Origin of the sequence: Caulobacter sp. NIBR1757 (assembly GCF_027912495.1) — a bacterium.
GTDB lineage: Bacteria > Pseudomonadota > Alphaproteobacteria > Caulobacterales > Caulobacteraceae > Caulobacter.
In genome coordinates this window covers 2636663-2650534 of sequence record NZ_CP115463.1, presented here as the reverse complement: position 1 = coordinate 2650534, position 13872 = coordinate 2636663, and the positions used below count along the sequence as shown (strand labels likewise).

Sequence of the window (13872 nt, the reverse complement as noted above, 5' to 3'; positions counted from 1 at the left end):
ATCATTACAAACAATACCTTACGACAGACCGTTTCTTCGAAACTTGCTATAATGGCGCTTCGCTAAGGGCTTACAGCCCCGCCCGCGCAGCCCCTTGCGCCATTGTCACCACTTCGAATTTCGACTTCGCCCGTTCCGCCAGCCGCGCCAGAGCCTCGGGCGTGCAGCCCCAGGCCGACGGCCTTGCGGCGACATCGTGGGTGTAGAGGATCAGCCAGGCCTTGCGGCGGGCCGCTTCGTCCATCCAGCGCAGGGCGTCGGCCTCGCCGGCCTCGCCCTCGATGCCGACAGCGGGCAGCTGGTTGGCGTCAGCGCCGTCGGTGACAAGGCCGGCCTGCACGGTGCGCAGGGTCTTGAAGCGGCCGCCGAGCGCCTTCTTGGCGGCGAAGGAGACATCGCCGTAGGGGTAGGCGAAGCTGACCGGATCGGGGGCGCCGCGCATCGCCAGGGCGAGGCCGTTGCGGGCCACGTCGGCGGCGATGGCCTGTTGGTCGGCCTGGCCGCAGTCGAGGTGGCTGAAGGTGTGGCAGGCGACCTCATGGCCGGCGGCGGCGAGACGGCGGGCGTCCTCCGAGGAGCCGTAGCGGCCCATGGGCCCGTCGCCGTCCTCGAGGCCGGCGCAGATGTAGAAGGTCCCGCGCAGGCCGGCCGCCTCCAGAACCCGGGCGCCGGCGAGGGCGGCGGTGGCGGGGACGTCGTCGAAACTGAAGGTGATCATCGGCCGGTCGAGCGACAGCCGCAGGGGCTTGCGGAAGGCCAGGCGGGTGTAGCGGCGACGCAGCTTGCCGCGCAGGGAGCGGTCGGCGGAATAGGCCTGCATCAGACCACCTCGGCGTAGAGGGCGGCGCGGTAGAGGCGCATGGCGAAGGCGCGGGCCCGTGAGGGCAGCAGGCGGCTGAGGGCGGCGAGGCGGGCGGCCTCGCGGAGCAGGCCGCGGGCCGGAAGGCGGCGGATCAGCCGGGCCACCCTGAAGCTGGCGTAGCCGCTGACGACCTCTGGATGAGCTTCGACGACGCGGGCGAAGTTGGCGGCCGACTGGCGGTACTTGGCGATCAGGGCCGGGGCGGTGTCGAGGCCGAGGTGGCTGGCCGGGATGTGCGGATGCAGGATCGGCCAGCGCCGGGCCACCCGCATGGCCCATTCGACATCCTCCCAGCCCCAGCCGGTGAAGCGCTCATCGAAGGCCACGGCCTCGAAGACGTCGCGGTGGACCAGCAGGTTGGAGGTGAAGACGTGCTTTTCCGGGGCCTGGGCGCGCTGGTCGGCCGGCAGGCAGTCGCTGCGCAGGGCCATGGCCCGGTGCAGGGCGAAGCGTGGGTCGACCGGTGTGCGCTGGAAGGAGAAGCCGCCGAAGGCGACAGCGGCGTCCCCGGCCGCGACGGCCAGCCAGTCGGCGACGAAGGTCTCGCTGTCGGGCAGCATGTCGGCGTCGAGGAAGAGCAGGTGCGGCGCGCGCGCCTCGGAGGCCAGCCGGTTGCGGCCCCGGGCCCGGCCGACGTTGGCGGCGAGGCGCACGAAGCGGGCCGGGCAGGGCAGGGCCTGTACGGTCTCGGCTATACGGGCGGCCAGATCGCCGTCCTTGCCGCCGTCGTCGAGCAGGACGATCTCGATCTCGGCAGATTGGGCGGCCAGCTCGCGGGCCAGCTGGGCCGGGTCGTCGCCGAGGAAGGGGATCAGCACCGACAGGCGGGGCCTGGCGCCGGCCCAGAGGGCGTTGTCGACGATCCAGTCGCTGGTCGGGGCGGTCATGTGGCGGCTCCCGGGCGCAGGGTGCGCAGCAGGGTGCGTCCGTGACTGCGCAGGCCGCCGGCGTCGAGCAGCCAGGCGGTGACGCCATAGGCGAGGGCGCCGAGGCCGGCCTTGAGCGCCAGTTCCGGAACTTCGTCCATGTCGGGCAGCAGGGAGACGACCAGGATCATCGGCACACAGGCGATGGCGGCGCGGACCAGGGTGCCGATCGGCAGCGGCAGGGCGATCACCCGGCGGCCAAGGGCGAAGGAGGCGACGGCCCCGAGACCATAGCTGGCCGTCGTCGCCCACATGGCCCCGTCGAGGCCGAAGCGCGGCACGAGGACGAAGTTGAGCAGCAGGTTGAGGGCGGCGGGCAGGGTCATGGCCGCCATCAGCAGGCCGGTGCGGCGGCCGAGGGTGAAGGCCTGATGCAGGTAGTAGGTGGTGACGCCGCTGAAAAAGCCGCCGGCGGCGATCCACGGCACGACGCGGGCGGCGCCCTGGGCCATCTGGGGCCCGATCAGCAGCTCCGACAACGGCAGGGCGACGAGGGCGAGGCCGACGGCGGCCGGCAGGGTCAGCAGGATCATGAAACTGGCCTGTTCCCTGGCCGTCTGGACCAGGGCCGCCTTGCCGCCGCGCTCCAGGGCCGAGACCATGGCCGGGCCGCCGGCCATGCCCAGCCAGACGAAAACCACGTCCTGGGTGCGGTTCGCGAGGCTGTAGCCGGCGTGATAGATGCCGACGCTGGCCTCGCCGAGAACGGCGCCGAGCACGAAGCGGTCGGTGCTGGAGATGACCAGGGCCAGGATCAGCGACAGCGAGATCGGCACGCCGTAGCCGGCGTATTCCCGCGCCCGCCTGGGCTGCCAGTGGCCGCCCTTGAACAGCTTCAGCTCGCCGGGCAGGGCGAAGGCCAGGCAGATGGCCGAGATGGCGGCCGAGCCCAGCAACGGAGAGGCGCCGCCGAGGCCGATGGCCGCCAGCACCGCGCCGATGGCGAAGCCGCCGATGGTCTGGGCGATGTCGAGGGTGGCGGCCGAGCCGACCTCGCCGTCGGCCCTGCGGCGCTCCTGCACCAGCTTGATGCAGCTGCGGAAGAGGATGGCGGCGAGGCCGGCGCAGATCGCCACCTTCAGCGGCTGATGCACCGGCGCCAGCCAGACGGCGGCTCCGGCCAGCAGCGGAAAACCGAGGCCCAGCATCGACCAGGCCCGATAGAGGGTCATCATGTGGTCGGCGATCTCGCCCCGCTGCCGCGCCTGGGCCTGGAAGCGGGCCATGGCGGCCTCGGTCCAGGTGAAGAGGGCGGTGTGGCTGAGCACCATGGCCGAATAGGCGATAGCGTAGACGCCGTAGTCAGCCGGGCTGAGCAGCCGGGTGAAGACGACAATGGTCAGCAGGCCGACCAGGCCCTGGGCCAGGTTGACGGGCAGGTAGCCGAGGACGCCACGCCAGAACATGGGCTAGCGCACCACGTGCCGGTCGCCCAGCAGGCAGGGGATGGTCATGGCCATGATGTAGAGGTCGAGCCAGAAGGACTGGCGCTCGATGTAGTCGATGTCGAGGGCCACGCGGCGCTGGACCAGTTCCGGCGTATCGACCGGTCCGCGCGAGCCGTTGACGGCGGCCCAGCCGGTCATGCCGGGCTTGAGGCGGTGGCGGTGGGCGTATTCCTCGACCAGGCGCGAACTTTCGGTGTCGCCGGTCTTCATGCCGACGGCGTGGGGGCGGGGGCCGACCAGGCTCATCTCGCCGGCCAGGACGTTGAACAGCTGCGGCAGTTCGTCGAGGCTGGTGCGGCGGATGAAGCGGCCGACCGGGGTGACGCGGTCGTCGTCGCCGGTGACCTGCTTGCTGGCCGTGTGGTCGGTCAGCTCATGCTTCATCGAGCGGAACTTCCAGACCCGGATTTCCTCGTTGTTGAAGCCGTGGCGGCGCTGGCGGAAGAAGATCGGGCCGGGGCTGTCGAGCTTGATCAGCACCGCGACGACGGCCATCACCGGGGCCAGCAGCACCAGGGCCAGAAGGCCGATGCCGAGATCCTGCAGGCGCTTGAGGGCGGCGCGCCGCTCGTCGGTGGCGACGCCGGAGACGCGGGCCAGCGGGGCGTCGGCGATGCGGTTGATGATGGCGTTCTGGGCCGCTTCGCCGTCCAGGTCGACGACCAGGCAGATGTCGTTGGGCAGGACGCTGAGCCGTTCGGTGATCATCCGCACCCTGGGCTTGGCGGCCGAGGTGACGGCGATCACCACCTGGTCGACATAGGGCATGATGCGGTGGCCGATCAGGGCGTCGAGGTCGCCGAGCACCGGCACCCCCTGCATGCGCGGCGGGGCCCGGCCCAGACGGTCGTCGAAGACGCCGATGACGTTGACCTCGCGCGAGGCCAGGGCGGCGGCGATCAGGCGGTCGGCGACCTCGGTGGCGCCGACGATGACGATGTTGGGGGTCAGCAGACCCCGGTTACGCCAGCGCCGGACCATGGCCCACCAGATGGTCTGCAGCAGGGCCAGGCTGATGAAGGCCATGGCGAACCAGGAGGTCAGCACCGGCGAGGGCGGCGATCCGCCGACCAGCCAGACGCCGGCGGTCAGCAGGAGGCCGCCGAGGCCGAAGGCGGCGACAAGCCGCGTCAGCCGGGTCCACAGCCGGCCGTAGCGGGGGAAACGATAGAGGCCGACGCCGCCGAGCAGCCAGGCCATCACCAGGGCGCCAGCGGCATAGGGAGTGACCTGCGCCAGGCTGGCGTTGATCCAGCCTTGCGGCGTGGCCAGGTGGGCGCCGGTCAGGGCCAGGGCGGCCAGCGAGCCGGCGTCGACGATGCGGAACAATCGCCCGACCAGCTGGCCCTGGATTCGATTGCGCAGCGGCGGCAGGCGGGCCGGACGCAGCGGGCCGCGGCGGTCGCTCTCTTCGGTCTCCGGCTCGGGCGCCGCGCCCCGGCGCAGGTCGTCGCGCAGGGCCTTGGCGGCGGCGACCCATGGCTCTTCGGCCGGCTGCGGGGCGGGGGATGTGGTCATGACGGCGATGAGCTTGCCACGGGGGCCTGATCACCCGGTTAACACGGTTCACTCAGGGAGACGTTTGCGGTGATTGCAACGACGCGCCGAACCGGCTATCAGCGCCCCTCGCCTGGGGTGACGTGGCCGAGTGGCTGAAGGCACCGGTTTGCTAAACCGACGTACGGTATAAAGCCGTACCGAGGGTTCGAATCCCTCCGTCACCGCCAGGCGTTTTCTCCTAACCTATTGAACTTCCACGGCAACCGGCCGAACCGCCCGCCAGGCGGCCAGCCCCAGCAAGGGCAGCCAGGCCAGCAGGAAGCCGAGGGTCAGGAGATTCATGTTGCGGGAGTCGCTGAAGGCGGCCAGCGCCCCGACGGCGGGGGCCAGCAGCAGGATGCCGAGGATCCAGCGGCGCGGCGGCTTTTCCAGGCAGACGGCGGCGAGGACCAGGGCGTGGGCGGCCAACGCCCCGAACTTGATCCAGGCGGCGGTCGAGGAGACCGGAAGCAGGTCGGCGCGCTCCTCCAGCATCGGCGTGATCTCCAGCAGGGTGAAGGTCTCGACATAGTCGGCGACCAGGGCGACAGCCGCCGCCAGGATCGCCAGCAGGATGGGCAGGCGCAGGCGCCCGCCGCCGATGAACAGGGCCGCGAAGATGGCGAACAGCGTGTAGCTGGGGATGTAGGCGACCACGTCCAGCTGGTTGACCGCGTCCATGGCGGCGATGGTCGGGGCGCGGCAGGGGTCGATGACATCGCCGAAGATGTTGGTCAGGTCCTGGGCCTCGCGGGCGAACTCGAACTGGACGACCGCGCCGCCGCCCATGCAGACGCCGGCCGCCTTGACCGGACCCAGCAGCTTGAAGGCGACCGTGACGGCCAGCGAGATCAGGCCGAAGACGGCGGCCAGGATGGCCCACAGGCGTGGTGTTCCGATGGTGCGGTTCATGGTGTTCCCCCTAGCTCAGCCGGTCCCTGTGCGCCTCGCGCAGGACCTTCTTGTCGATCTTGCCGGTGGCGGTCAGCGGCACGGGCTCGAAGATGACGTCGTCCGGCATCCACCATTTGACGATGCGCGGTTCGAGGAAGGCCAGCACCGCTTCCTTGGTGACATCATGGCCCTCGTGGACCTCGATGACCAGCAGGGGGCGTTCCTCCCACTTGGGATGCGGCACGCCGAAGACGGCGGCGATCTTCACGCCCGGGCAGGCGACGGCGATGTTCTCAAGGTCGATGGAGCTGATCCACTCGCCGCCGGTCTTGATGACGTCCTTGGCGCGGTCGGTGATGCGCATGAAGCCGTCGGCGTCGAGAGTGGCGATGTCGCCGGTGTCGAACCAGCCGTCGGCGTCGGCGGCGTCGGTCTCCTTGCGGAAGTAGCGCTGGATGGTCCAGGGGCCGCGCACCATCAGGGCGCCGCTGGTCTCGCCGTCGCGGGGGGCTTCGGTCCCGTCTTCCTGGACGATCTTCAGCTCGATGCCGAACTGCAGCCGACCCTGGCGGGTCCAGATGACCTCGTCGACGTGGTCCTCGCCGCCGGCGGCCAGGCCAGGCGTGGGGGTGGCGACGACGCCCAGCGGGCAGGTCTCGGTCATGCCCCAGATCTGCAGCACCTGGACGCCGTGCTTTCTCTTGAAGGTCTCGGCCATGGCGCGGGGGACGGCCGAGCCGCCGATGATGACCCGCTTCAGGGTGCCGACCGTGCCGCCGGTCTGGTCGAGGTGGGCGAGATACATCGTCCAGATGGTCGGCACGCCGCCAGAGAAGGTGACGCCCTCGTTGGCGATCAGTTCGCCGAGGCTGACCGCGTCCATCTTCTCGGCCGGCAGGACCAGCTTGCAGCCGTTGATCGGGGCGGTGAAGGGCAGGCCCCAGGCGGTGGCGTGGTAGAGGCTGGAACAGGGCATGACCACGTCGAAGGCGGTCAGGCCGAAGGCGCTGTTCAGGCCGGCGGCCATGGCGTGCAGGACGACGGCGCGGTGGCTGTAGAGCACGCCCTTGGGATCGCCGGTGGTGCCGGAGGTGTAGCAGAGGAAGGCGCCGCCGTTCTCGTCGAGGGTCGGCCAGGGGAAGTCGGCGTCGCTCTCGGCGGCGATGAGGGTCTCGTAGTTGAGGGTCCCGACGGTTCCGGCGTCGTGACTGTCTTCGTCGGCCAGCAGGATGAAGGTCTTCACCGTCGACATGCGGGCGGCGAGGCGTTCGACCACCGGCTGGAAGGTGCGGTCGTAGAGCAGGACCTCGCTTTCGGCGTGTTCGAGGACGTAGAGGATCTGCTCGTCGAACAGGCGCGGATTGACGGTGTTGAGCACGGCGCCGAGGCCGGGCACGGCGTAGAACAGCTCCAGATGCCGGTGGGTGTTCCAGGCCAGGGTGGCGACGCGGTCGCCGGATTTGACACCCTGTTTCTCGAGGGCGCGGGCCAGGCGGCGGACGCGCCCTCCCATGCCGGCGTAGTCGTAGCGATGGATGCGGCCCTCGACGGTGCGGGAGACGATCTCGACGCGCGGGTGGGCGGTCTCGACGAAGCGCAGGATCGAGGTGATGACCAGCGGGGTGGTCTGCATCAGGCCGGGGATCAAGGCGTTTCCTCGTTGGTTTCTTGTTGCGGCGGGTCTAGCCGAAAGGCCTCGCGGGAGGCCAGCCGCCATTCGCGGACGATGCGGCTCCACCAGCGGATGCGGGTGGCGTCGTCGAGGCCGTCGCGCTCTTCCAGCCAGACGATCATGCGGTCCACCCAGAGGCCGAACAGGCTGCCGCCGGCGAGGCCCGCGCGCTCTTCCGCCCCCTCCGGGGCGCCGGGCCTAGGCTCGAACAGGGGGCGGGAGCGTTCGTTGAAGATGGCGCGCAGGCGGTCGCCCCAGTCGGAGCGGTCGGCGCCGCCGCCGCAGTTCTTGAGCACGACGAGGAAGGGGGCGGGGTCCTTGCGGGCGGTCTCCAGCACCCGGGCGACCATCGAGCCGTAGCCGGTCCAGGTCTCCTTGTAGGCGTCGAGGACGGCGTCCTCGACGCGTCGGAAGACGGCGTCGACGATGGCGTCGCGCGAGGGAAACAGACGGTAGAACAGGATCTTGGCGGCCCCGGCGGCTTCCGCGAAGTCGCGCATTGTGGCGCCGTGCAGGCCCTTTTCCAGCATCACTTTCGCGGCCACGTCGATGTACTCGGCGCGCCGGGCGGCGGCGTCGACTCGGGGCTTGCGGGCGGGGGCGGAACCGTCTGCCATAGGGGTTAAGGGGCCTTTGCGAGCAGGGCTTGTCAAATGAAACCGAGGGGTAACATACTGCGTTGTCCGGACGAAGAGCCGGCGCGGAGGAAGCCATGACTGAACTTGTCCGTCACCTGACCCTCGACACCCTGACCCTGACCCCGCTGACGCCGACCATCGGGGCGGAGGTCGGCGGCATCGACCTGTCCCAGCCGGCGACGCCGTCGCAGGTCAGGGCCATCCGCCAGGCGCTGCTCGACTGGAAGGTGCTGTTCTTCCGGGACCAGGACATCGACACCGACCAGCACCTGGCCTTCGCCCGCAACTTCGGCGAGCTGGAGGTTCATCCCTTCGCGCCACAGAAGCCGGGCTATCCGGAGGTTCTGGCGATCACCCACAACCGCGAGAACCGGGGTCGCGAAAACACCTGGCACTCGGACGTCACCTGGCGGCTCGAGCCGTCGCTGGGCTCGATCCTGCGGGCGATCGAGCTGCCGCCGGTCGGGGGCGATACGCTGTTCGCCGACATGTACGCGGCCTATGAGGGCCTTTGCGATGAGGTGAAGGCGCGGGTCGATGACGCCGTCGCCATCCACGACTTCGCCCACTTCCGCACCGGCATGCGCAAGCGCGGCATGACCGAGGAGCAGATCGAGGACTTCAACGCCCGCTACCCGATGGTCGAGCATCCGGTGATCCGCACCCATCCGGAGACGGGCCGGCGCTGCATCTACGTCAACGCCGCCTTCACCCAGCATATCGTCGGCTGGGATGCCGACGAGAGCGCCGCCATGCTCAAGCACCTCTACGCCCAGGCGGCGATCCCGGAATACCAGTGCCGGTTCCGCTGGGAGCCGGGCAGCATCGCCTTCTGGGACAACCGGGCCAGCCAGCACTACGCCGCCAGCGATTACTGGCCCGCGGTGCGCCGGATGGAGCGGGTGACGATCGTCGGGGATCGGCCGCGCTAGGCTTATCGAAGCGACCCACGATTATACCGCGCGATCGGGACGCAAACATGAGGTTCGTCGCAAGCCTTTGACAGGGCGTGCCTTTTGCGTGGGGGCACACGGCTGTGGACGTAGTCTTGCGCGTAGGCGCCGCGTAGGCTGTAGCGCAGGGATTGTAGCGCGGTTCGAGGGCGCGGCGAGCTACGCGCTGGCGGGCGGCTCGCCGAGGTCCGCAAAACAGCGCCGAATATGTCTAGACATATTGGCGGCCGGGCGAAATGGTCTTTTATTCCAATTGGTTGAGGGCGGTATCGGCATGGACCTGAGTGGCGTCACGCGGCACTGGCGGCTCGCCGTAGGCGCGGCGGCGGGCGTTGTCGGCTGGTTTTGCGCGACCGGGATGGGCTGGCCGGGAGCGGCGCCGGAGCTGGCCGGATGGGTCGTCGGAGCGGTCGTGTACCTGGCCCTGACCTGGCGCCTGTTCCTCACCGCCGACGAGGCGCGGGTGAAGGCGCGGGCGGCGCTGGAGGATGAGAAGACGCCGGTCCTGCTGCTGGTCATCCTGGTGGCGGTGCTGGCCAGCCTGATCGGTATCGTGATGGCGATGATCGAGAGCCGGACGGGGACGGGTTTCGAGAAGGGCTTGGTGGCGGCGCTGGCGGTGCTGACCCTGATCAGCAGCTGGCTGATGCTGCAGACGGTGTTCGTCATCCACTATGCCCACCGGCATTTCGGCGGCCGGAAGGACCAGGTGTTCGGCTTCTCGGGCGATCCGCCGACCAGCTACATGGATTTCGTCTACCTGTCCTTCTGCATCGGGGCGACCTTCCAGGTGTCGGACATGACGGTGAACACGACACGGCTGCGGAACCTGATCACCGCCCACGCGGCGGCGGCCTACTTCTACAACACGGCGATCCTGGCGTTGGGGATCAACATTATTGCGGGGTTGGTCTAGCGCTGTCCCTTCTCCCGCTTGCCGGGAGAAGGTGGCCCCGAAGGGGTCGGATGAGGGCAGCGCCGGCCCCTGTCGTCTATCGCCCCGCGGCCGCCTGGATCGTCTCCAGAACCCAGCCAAGCCGATTGCCGACCTCGTTGTTGGCAAACCTGAGGACCCGATAGCCTTGCTCGTTTAGCCAGGCGTCTCGTTTACGGTCGTAGTCCTCGTCGTGGTTTGGGCCGTCGAATTCGACGATCAGTCGCGCTTCCTTACAAAGGAAATCCGCGATGTAAGGGCCAAGGGGTGTCTGGCGGCGGAACTTGAGGCCGGCGAGCTTTCTGTTGCGCAAGCGATCCCACATCACTCGCTCGGCGAAGGTGGGTTCGGCGCGCATGATTTCGGCACGCGCTCGATTGACGGGTGGCGGGAACATAAAGTGAACAATGTTCTTGGGAGCGCTACTCGTCAAGGGCTGGTGCTGCCCTCATCCGACCCCCTTCGGGGGCCACCTTCTCCCGGCAAGCGGGAGAAGGGATTGTTCCTACTCCCGCCGCAACGCCTCGATCGGATCCAGCTGCGCCGCGCGCCAGGCCGGGTAGGCCCCGAACACCAGGCCGACCAGCATCGAGAACCCGAGCGCCGTCGGCACGGCCCAGCTGGCGATGGCCATGGGCCAGCCGGCCAGCGCCGACATGGCCATGGCGCCGCCGATGCCGATCAGCAGGCCGATGACGCCGCCGGCGAAGCTGAGCACCACGGCCTCCAGGGCGAACTGGTAAAGGACCCAGGCGCGCCTCGCGCCGACGGCCATGCGCAGGCCGATCTCGCGGGTGCGCTCGGTCACGGCGACCAGCATGATGTTCATGATGCCGATGCCGCCGACCAGCAGGGAGACCGCCGCCACGGCGGCCAGAAGACCCGTGAAGGTCTTGGTGCTGGCGCTCATGGCTTCCATGATCGAGGCCATGTTCTGGACGCTGAAGTCGTCCTCGGCGCCCTGGCGAATGCGGTGGCGTTCGCGCATCAGATTGGTGACGTCCTCCTGCACGCGGTCGAGGTCTTCGGCGGTGGCCGCCTTCACGTAGATGGTCTGGACGTTGTCGCCGCGCACCCGGCGACCGACGATGCGGGATCGCACGGCCTGGAGCGGGCCCAGCACGATGTCGTCCTGGTCCTGGCCGAAGCCGGCCTGGCCCTTGGAGGTCAGCACCCCGACGATCTCGAACGGCACCGTGCCGACGCGCAGGCGCTTTCCGACCGGGTCGGCGTCGCCATACAGCTCCTTTGCCACCGTGGCGCCGATGACGGCGACCTTCTTGCCCTGGCGGGCTTCACGCTCGTCGAACATGCGGCCCGAGGCGATGGTGAGGTCGCGGGCGACCAGATAGTCGGGCGTCACGCCCTCGACCCGGGTGTTCCAGTTGCCGCCCTCGGCGGTCAGCTGGGCGCCGCCCCGCACGGCGGGGGCGACGGCGGAGACGTTCTCGATCTGGGCCTTGAGGGCCTCGGCGTCGCCGTCGGACAGGGAGACGCCAGTGCCGGCCCCCTGGCTGACGAAGCCGCCGCCCGCGCCGCGCGAGGCGCCGGGGCTGATGATCAGCATGTTGGAGCCGAGGCCGCCGATGGCGCTGGTCACCATCTGTTGGGCGCCCAGGCCGATGGAGGTCATCATCACCACGGCGGCGACGCCGATGACGACGCCGAGCGAGGTCAGGGCGCTGCGCATCGGGTGGGCGACGATGGCGCCAGTGGCGAAGCGGACGAGGTCGATGGGCTTCATCATCGGGCGGCCCCGTCGTCGCCGACGATCTGGCCGTCGCGGAAGGTGACACGGCGGCGGGTCTCGGCCGCCACCTCCAGGTCGTGCGTGACGATGACCAGGGTTAGGCCCTCAGTGTTGAGCTCCTTGAAGAGGTTCAGCACGTCCTGGCCGGTCTGGGTGTCGAGGGCGCCGGTGGGCTCGTCGGCGAGCAGGAGGTCCGGCCGGTTGGCGAGGGAGCGGGCGATGGCGACGCGCTGCTGCTGGCCGCCGGACATCTGGGTCGGGCGGTGACCCATGCGGCTGCCAAGGCCCACCCTGTCGAGCAGAGCGGCGGCGCGGTCCCGGCGTTCGGCCGGATCGATGCCGGCGTAGATCATCGGCAGCTCGACGTTCTGCAGGGCGGACAGTCGCGGCAGCAGCTGGAAGGACTGGAAGACGAACCCGATCCGCTTGTTGCGGAAGGCGGCCAGGTCGTTGTCATCGAAGGCCCCGACATCCTCGCCCTCGAACAGGTAGCGGCCGGCCGAGGGGCGGTCGAGGCCGCCGAGGATGTTCATCAGCGACGACTTGCCGGACCCCGACGGGCCGATGATGGCGACGCTCTCGCCCCGCTCGATGGTGAGCGAGACGCCGGCCAGGGCGTGGACCGTCTCCTCGCCCATGACGTAGGTCTTCTTCAGACCCTCGAACTGGATCACTACAGCCCCCGAACCCGGCCGCCGCCGCCGCCGGTCAGCGGGCTGCGCGCCGTGACCTTGGCCTTGGGGCCGCCGCCGGTGATGACTTCGGCGCCCTCCTTGATGGTTCCGGAACGGTCGACGACTTCGGTGAAGCTGCCGTCGGTGGCGCCGACCATGACCGGCACGGGGGTCGGCTTGCCGTCCTTGAGGATGTAGAGCACGCCGCTGGTCATGCCGCCCTGGCCGCCGCCGCGACCGCCCTGACCCATGCGGGCGCGCAGGGCGACGAGCTTGGTCTTCTGCTCGGGCTTCAGGATGGGGTCGAGCGCCTTGAACGCCTCGTCCATGATCTTGCGGCGGTCCGGGCCTTCGGCGGCGCGCATCTTGGTCTGGGCGTCGGCGAAGATGGCGTCGGCCTTCTTCTTCTGGCCGGCGTCGAGGTCGAGCTGCTCGGCGACGCGGGCCAGGCGATTGCCGCCGCCCTGACGTCCGCCGGCCCCTTGCTGGCCTTGGCCGCCGCCGCCGGGAGGTCCACCCATGCCGGGAGGTCCGCCCATCGGACTGGCCGAGCGCTGGGTGCTGGCGGCGGCGTCGGCCGGGCTCCAGCGCAGGGCGGCGGCCGGGACGCGCAGGACGCCGCGGCGCTCTTCCAGCACGATGTCGGCGTTGGCGGTCATGCCGGGCAGCAGCTTGCCGCCCGGATTGTCGGCCTCGGCGATCACCGTGTAGGCGACGACGTTGTTGGCGGTCTCCGGCTGTTTGCGCACCTGGGTGACGACGCCGGTGAAATTGTCGTCCGGAAAGGCGTCGACGGTGAACCTGACCCGCTGGCCCTCGCGCACGCTGCCGATGTCGGCCTCGTCGACGCTGATCTTGACCTCGAGCTTGGAGAGGTCCTGGGCGATCTGGAAAAGGATGGGGGCCGACAGGCTGGCGGCGACCGTCTGGCCGGGTTCGATCTGGCGGTCGGTGACGACGCCGCTGATCGGGGCGACGATGTTGGTGCGGCCCAGATCGACATTGGTGGCGTTCAGCGAGGCGCGGGCGGAGGTGACGCCGGCCCTGGCGGCGGTGACGGAGGCCTGGGCCGCCTTCCAGGTCGCCAGGTCGGCGTCGAGGGCGGCCTTGGCGGTGATGCCCTTGTCGTAGAGGGTCTTGGTGCGGTTGTAGTTGGCGCGGGCGACGTCGGCCTGGGCCTGCAGCTGGTTGACCTGGGCCTGGCTCTGGGCGACCTGGGCCTGACCCTGCTGGGCGCGGCTGACGTAGGTCTGCGGGTCGAGGACGGCCATCACCTGGCCGGCTTTGACGTAGTCGTTGAAGTCGACCAGCACCTTGGTGATCTGTCCGCTGATCTGCGAGCCGACCTGGACGGTGACCAGGGCCTGCAAGGACCCCGAGGCGGACACCGACCTGGTGATGTCGCCGCGCGCCACCTGTTCGGTCCGGTAGGGATCCTTCGGAGCCTTGGGCTTGAACAGCATGTAGCCGCCGCCGCCCAGCACCACGGCCGCGGCGACGCCCCAGGCCACCGGGACCCATCGCATCTTCTTCTTGGTTCGCGGCGCGGTGTGCAGGCTCATGAGACTCACGTGACTTCCAT

13 protein-coding genes and 1 tRNA gene are annotated in these 13872 nt (G+C 69.6%); 3 read left to right on the top strand and 11 right to left on the bottom strand.

All coding sequences use genetic code 11. The features are described 5' to 3' along the window. Positions 1-70 precede the first annotated feature (70 nt). From O5I81_RS13075 to O5I81_RS13060, 4 genes are read right to left on the bottom strand one after another with little or no spacing between them, the layout of a single operon-like run. Complete coding sequence (locus tag O5I81_RS13075; protein ID WP_271065319.1) at positions 71-820, bottom strand: polysaccharide deacetylase family protein; 750 nt, start codon at positions 818-820, stop codon at positions 71-73. Next, positions 820-1749, bottom strand: a complete 930-nt coding sequence (locus tag O5I81_RS13070; RefSeq protein ID WP_271065318.1) for a glycosyltransferase family A protein — start codon at positions 1747-1749, stop codon at positions 820-822. The genes O5I81_RS13075 and O5I81_RS13070 overlap by 1 nt, the downstream gene beginning before the upstream one ends. Next, on the bottom strand, positions 1746-3194 hold the full coding sequence (locus O5I81_RS13065; RefSeq protein ID WP_271065317.1) for a lipopolysaccharide biosynthesis protein: 1449 nt from the start codon (positions 3192-3194) through the stop codon (positions 1746-1748). Before O5I81_RS13065 ends, O5I81_RS13070 begins: the two co-directional genes overlap by 4 nt. A 3-nt stretch (positions 3195-3197) precedes the next feature. After that, positions 3198-4754, bottom strand: a complete 1557-nt coding sequence (locus O5I81_RS13060; protein WP_271065316.1) for an exopolysaccharide biosynthesis polyprenyl glycosylphosphotransferase — start codon at positions 4752-4754, stop codon at positions 3198-3200. A 116-nt stretch (positions 4755-4870) separates the two neighbouring features. Between O5I81_RS13060 and O5I81_RS13055 the strand changes: the two genes are divergently transcribed. Beyond that, positions 4871-4963: transfer RNA gene (locus O5I81_RS13055), tRNA-Ser, on the top strand. Between the two features lie 16 nt (positions 4964-4979). On the opposite strand, the gene O5I81_RS13050 is transcribed toward O5I81_RS13055, so the two are convergent. The 3 genes from O5I81_RS13050 to O5I81_RS13040 are packed head-to-tail and all read right to left on the bottom strand — an operon-like array spanning position 4980 to position 7958. Beyond that, positions 4980-5687, bottom strand: coding sequence for a hypothetical protein (locus tag O5I81_RS13050; RefSeq protein ID WP_271065315.1), 708 nt, complete (start codon positions 5685-5687; stop codon positions 4980-4982). A gap of 10 nt (positions 5688-5697) precedes the next feature. After that, positions 5698-7317, bottom strand: a complete 1620-nt coding sequence (locus O5I81_RS13045) for a long-chain fatty acid--CoA ligase (RefSeq protein WP_271065314.1) — start codon at positions 7315-7317, stop codon at positions 5698-5700. Then, on the bottom strand, positions 7314-7958 hold the full coding sequence (locus O5I81_RS13040; protein WP_271065313.1) for a TetR/AcrR family transcriptional regulator: 645 nt from the start codon (positions 7956-7958) through the stop codon (positions 7314-7316). The genes O5I81_RS13045 and O5I81_RS13040 overlap by 4 nt, the downstream gene beginning before the upstream one ends. A 95-nt stretch (positions 7959-8053) precedes the next feature. Here O5I81_RS13040 and O5I81_RS13035 point away from each other — a divergent pair, with 95 nt between their 5' ends. Both O5I81_RS13035 and O5I81_RS13030 read left to right on the top strand, forming a co-directional pair. After that, the gene (locus tag O5I81_RS13035) at positions 8054-8911 is read left to right on the top strand and encodes a TauD/TfdA family dioxygenase (protein WP_271065312.1); all 858 of its coding nucleotides are present in this window, start codon (positions 8054-8056) and stop codon (positions 8909-8911) included. Between the two features lie 295 nt (positions 8912-9206). Further along, entirely contained in the window at positions 9207-9848 is a 642-nt protein-coding gene (locus O5I81_RS13030) for a DUF1345 domain-containing protein (RefSeq protein WP_271065311.1), read from the top strand. 76 nt (positions 9849-9924) lie between these two features. Here the strand turns inward: O5I81_RS13030 and O5I81_RS13025 are convergent, their stop codons facing one another. From O5I81_RS13025 to O5I81_RS13010, 4 genes are all read right to left on the bottom strand, one after another. Beyond that, the gene (locus tag O5I81_RS13025) at positions 9925-10263 is read right to left on the bottom strand and encodes an endonuclease domain-containing protein (RefSeq protein ID WP_271065310.1); all 339 of its coding nucleotides are present in this window, start codon (positions 10261-10263) and stop codon (positions 9925-9927) included. A 108-nt stretch (positions 10264-10371) separates the two neighbouring features. Continuing rightward, positions 10372-11613 (bottom strand): ABC transporter permease, encoded by a 1242-nt coding sequence (locus O5I81_RS13020; RefSeq protein ID WP_271065309.1) that lies wholly within the window; start codon positions 11611-11613, stop codon positions 10372-10374. Further along, positions 11610-12290, bottom strand: a complete 681-nt coding sequence (locus O5I81_RS13015) for an ABC transporter ATP-binding protein (protein WP_271065308.1) — start codon at positions 12288-12290, stop codon at positions 11610-11612. Before O5I81_RS13015 ends, O5I81_RS13020 begins: the two co-directional genes overlap by 4 nt. Further along, on the bottom strand, positions 12290-13852 hold the full coding sequence (locus O5I81_RS13010) for an efflux RND transporter periplasmic adaptor subunit (RefSeq protein ID WP_271065307.1): 1563 nt from the start codon (positions 13850-13852) through the stop codon (positions 12290-12292). Before O5I81_RS13010 ends, O5I81_RS13015 begins: the two co-directional genes overlap by 1 nt. Positions 13853-13872 lie beyond the last annotated feature (20 nt).

Coding starts and splice junctions, on each gene's coding strand:
- O5I81_RS13075 (WP_271065319.1), bottom strand. CDS start 820: ATGCAGGCCTATTCCGCCGACCGCTCCCTGCGCGGCAAGCTGCGTCGC.
- O5I81_RS13070 (WP_271065318.1), bottom strand. CDS start 1,749: ATGACCGCCCCGACCAGCGACTGGATCGTCGACAACGCCCTCTGGGCC.
- O5I81_RS13065 (WP_271065317.1), bottom strand. CDS start 3,194: ATGTTCTGGCGTGGCGTCCTCGGCTACCTGCCCGTCAACCTGGCCCAG.
- O5I81_RS13060 (WP_271065316.1), bottom strand. CDS start 4,754: ATGACCACATCCCCCGCCCCGCAGCCGGCCGAAGAGCCATGGGTCGCC.
- O5I81_RS13050 (WP_271065315.1), bottom strand. CDS start 5,687: ATGAACCGCACCATCGGAACACCACGCCTGTGGGCCATCCTGGCCGCC.
- O5I81_RS13040 (WP_271065313.1), bottom strand. CDS start 7,958: ATGGCAGACGGTTCCGCCCCCGCCCGCAAGCCCCGAGTCGACGCCGCC.
- O5I81_RS13035 (WP_271065312.1), top strand. CDS start 8,054: ATGACTGAACTTGTCCGTCACCTGACCCTCGACACCCTGACCCTGACC.
- O5I81_RS13030 (WP_271065311.1), top strand. CDS start 9,207: ATGGACCTGAGTGGCGTCACGCGGCACTGGCGGCTCGCCGTAGGCGCG.
- O5I81_RS13025 (WP_271065310.1), bottom strand. CDS start 10,263: ATGTTCCCGCCACCCGTCAATCGAGCGCGTGCCGAAATCATGCGCGCC.
- O5I81_RS13020 (WP_271065309.1), bottom strand. CDS start 11,613: ATGATGAAGCCCATCGACCTCGTCCGCTTCGCCACTGGCGCCATCGTC.
- O5I81_RS13010 (WP_271065307.1), bottom strand. CDS start 13,852: ATGAGCCTGCACACCGCGCCGCGAACCAAGAAGAAGATGCGATGGGTC.